This window comes from Pseudomonas sp. NFX5, assembly GCF_049132125.1.
Classification (GTDB): domain Bacteria; phylum Pseudomonadota; class Gammaproteobacteria; order Pseudomonadales; family Pseudomonadaceae; genus Aquipseudomonas; species Aquipseudomonas marginalis.
Window position 1 is genome coordinate 1 of record NZ_JAFMZG010000046.1, and the last position, 3,411, is coordinate 3,411.

At 51.0% G+C, this 3,411-nt stretch carries 2 tRNA genes and 1 rRNA gene; all 3 read right to left on the minus strand.

Features of this window, described 5'->3' with window-relative positions:
- Window positions 1–80 precede the first annotated feature (80 nt).
- Window positions 81–2,972: ribosomal RNA gene (locus tag J1N02_RS32205) — 23S ribosomal RNA — on the minus strand.
- Window positions 2,973–3,221: 249 nt separating this feature from the next.
- Window positions 3,222–3,297, minus strand: a tRNA-Ala gene (locus J1N02_RS32210).
- 30 nt (window positions 3,298–3,327) lie between these two features.
- Window positions 3,328–3,404 (minus strand) — tRNA-Ile (locus J1N02_RS32215).
- Window positions 3,405–3,411 lie beyond the last annotated feature (7 nt).

Below are 3,411 nucleotides of genomic sequence, written 5' to 3' on the forward strand. Positions count from 1 at the left end.
ATCTCGAACTTTCGGTTCATTGCGTCTTCACACACCGCAATCTGATGCTCTTTCGAGTAGTCAAATTGCTTGGGTGTTATATGGTCAAGCCTCACGGGCAATTAGTATTGGTTAGCTCAACGCCTCACAGCGCTTACACACCCAACCTATCAACGTCGTAGTCTTCGACGGCCCTTCAGGGGACTCAAGGTCCCAGTGAGATCTCATCTTGAGGCTAGTTTCCCGCTTAGATGCTTTCAGCGGTTATCTATTCCGAACATAGCTACCCGGCAATGCCACTGGCGTGACAACCGGAACACCAGAGGTTCGTCCACTCCGGTCCTCTCGTACTAGGAGCAGCCCCTCTCAAATCTCAAACGTCCACGGCAGATAGGGACCGAACTGTCTCACGACGTTCTAAACCCAGCTCGCGTACCACTTTAAATGGCGAACAGCCATACCCTTGGGACCGGCTTCAGCCCCAGGATGTGATGAGCCGACATCGAGGTGCCAAACACCGCCGTCGATATGAACTCTTGGGCGGTATCAGCCTGTTATCCCCGGAGTACCTTTTATCCGTTGAGCGATGGCCCTTCCATACAGAACCACCGGATCACTAAGACCTACTTTCGTACCTGCTCGACGTGTCTGTCTCGCAGTCAAGCGCGCTTTTGCCTTTATACTCTACGACCGATTTCCGACCGGTCTGAGCGCACCTTCGTACTCCTCCGTTACTCTTTAGGAGGAGACCGCCCCAGTCAAACTACCCACCATACACTGTCCTCGATCCGGATAACGGACCTGAGTTAGAACCTCAAAGTTGCCAGGGTGGTATTTCAAGGTTGGCTCCACGCAGACTGGCGTCCACGCTTCAAAGCCTCCCACCTATCCTACACAAGCAAATTCAAAGTCCAGTGCAAAGCTATAGTAAAGGTTCACGGGGTCTTTCCGTCTAGCCGCGGATACACTGCATCTTCACAGCGATTTCAATTTCACTGAGTCTCGGGTGGAGACAGCGCCGCCATCGTTACGCCATTCGTGCAGGTCGGAACTTACCCGACAAGGAATTTCGCTACCTTAGGACCGTTATAGTTACGGCCGCCGTTTACCGGGGCTTCGATCAAGAGCTTCGCGTTAGCTAACCCCATCAATTAACCTTCCGGCACCGGGCAGGCGTCACACCCTATACGTCCACTTTCGTGTTTGCAGAGTGCTGTGTTTTTAATAAACAGTCGCAGCGGCCTGGTATCTTCGACCGGCATGGGCTTACGGAGCAAGTCCTTCACCCTCACCGGCGCACCTTCTCCCGAAGTTACGGTGCCATTTTGCCTAGTTCCTTCACCCGAGTTCTCTCAAGCGCCTTGGTATTCTCTACCCAACCACCTGTGTCGGTTTGGGGTACGGTTCCTGGTTACCTGAAGCTTAGAAGCTTTTCTTGGAAGCATGGCATCAACCACTTCGTTACCTAAAAGGTAACTCGTCATCAGCTCTCGGCCTTAGAATCCCGGATTTACCTAAGATTCCAGCCTACCACCTTAAACTTGGACAACCAACGCCAAGCTGGCCTAGCCTTCTCCGTCCCTCCATCGCAATAACCAGAAGTACAGGAATATTAACCTGTTTTCCATCGACTACGCTTTTCAGCCTCGCCTTAGGGACCGACTAACCCTGCGTCGATTAACGTTGCGCAGGAAACCTTGGTCTTTCGGCGTGGGTGTTTTTCACACCCATTATCGTTACTCATGTCAGCATTCGCACTTCTGATACCTCCAGCAAGCTTCTCAACTCACCTTCACAGGCTTACAGAACGCTCCTCTACCGCATCACTTACGTGATACCCGTAGCTTCGGTGTATGGTTTGAGCCCCGTTACATCTTCCGCGCAGGCCGACTCGACTAGTGAGCTATTACGCTTTCTTTAAAGGGTGGCTGCTTCTAAGCCAACCTCCTAGCTGTCTAAGCCTTCCCACATCGTTTCCCACTTAACCATAACTTTGGGACCTTAGCTGACGGTCTGGGTTGTTTCCCTTTTCACGACGGACGTTAGCACCCGCCGTGTGTCTCCCATGCTCGGCACTTGTAGGTATTCGGAGTTTGCATCGGTTTGGTAAGTCGGGATGACCCCCTAGCCGAAACAGTGCTCTACCCCCTACAGTGATACATGAGGCGCTACCTAAATAGCTTTCGAGGAGAACCAGCTATCTCCGAGCTTGATTAGCCTTTCACTCCGATCCACAGGTCATCCGCTAACTTTTCAACGGTAGTCGGTTCGGTCCTCCAGTTAGTGTTACCCAACCTTCAACCTGCCCATGGATAGATCGCCCGGTTTCGGGTCTATTCCCAGCGACTAGACGCCCTATTAAGACTCGCTTTCGCTACGCCTCCCCTATTCGGTTAAGCTCGCCACTGAAAATAAGTCGCTGACCCATTATACAAAAGGTACGCAGTCACCCAACAAAGTGGGCTCCCACTGCTTGTACGCATACGGTTTCAGGATCTATTTCACTCCCCTCTCCGGGGTTCTTTTCGCCTTTCCCTCACGGTACTAGTTCACTATCGGTCAGTCAGTAGTATTTAGCCTTGGAGGATGGTCCCCCCATATTCAGACAAAGTTTCTCGTGCTCCGTCCTACTCGATTTCATGACTAAGAGATTTTCGCGTACAGGGCTATCACCCACTATGGCCGCACTTTCCAGAGCGTTCCGCTAATCTCAAAGCCACTTAAGGGCTAGTCCCCGTTCGCTCGCCACTACTAAGGGAATCTCGGTTGATTTCTTTTCCTCAGGGTACTTAGATGTTTCAGTTCCCCTGGTTCGCCTCTTGCACCTATGTATTCAGTACAAGATAACCATCTTATGATGGCTGGGTTCCCCCATTCAGACATCTCCGGATCAAAGTCTGTTTGCCGACTCCCCGAAGCTTTTCGCAGGCTACCACGTCTTTCATCGCCTCTGACTGCCAAGGCATCCACCGTATGCGCTTCTTCACTTGACCATATAACCCCAAGCAATCTGGTTATACTGTGAAGACGACATTCGCCGAAAATTCGATCATACTCAATTAAGAGCCACTCACAAATTTTACCTTAGCCTGATCCGTTACCAGTGAAAGTAACGTTCAGTCTATCTTTCTATCACATACCCAAATTTTTAAAGAACGATCTAATCAAAGACTAGAAATCAACATTCACCATCATACTGATGGAATGCTCATTTCTAAGCTTTCATAACGCAGAAGCAGTAGTGGTGGAGCCAAACGGGATCGAACCGTTGACCTCCTGCGTGCAAGGCAGGCGCTCTCCCAGCTGAGCTATGGCCCCGTATTTCTACAGGCGTTTCCCACACAAAATTGGTGGGTCTGGGCAGATTCGAACTGCCGACCTCACCCTTATCAGGGGTGCGCTCTAACCAACTGAGCTACAGACCCAATTTCG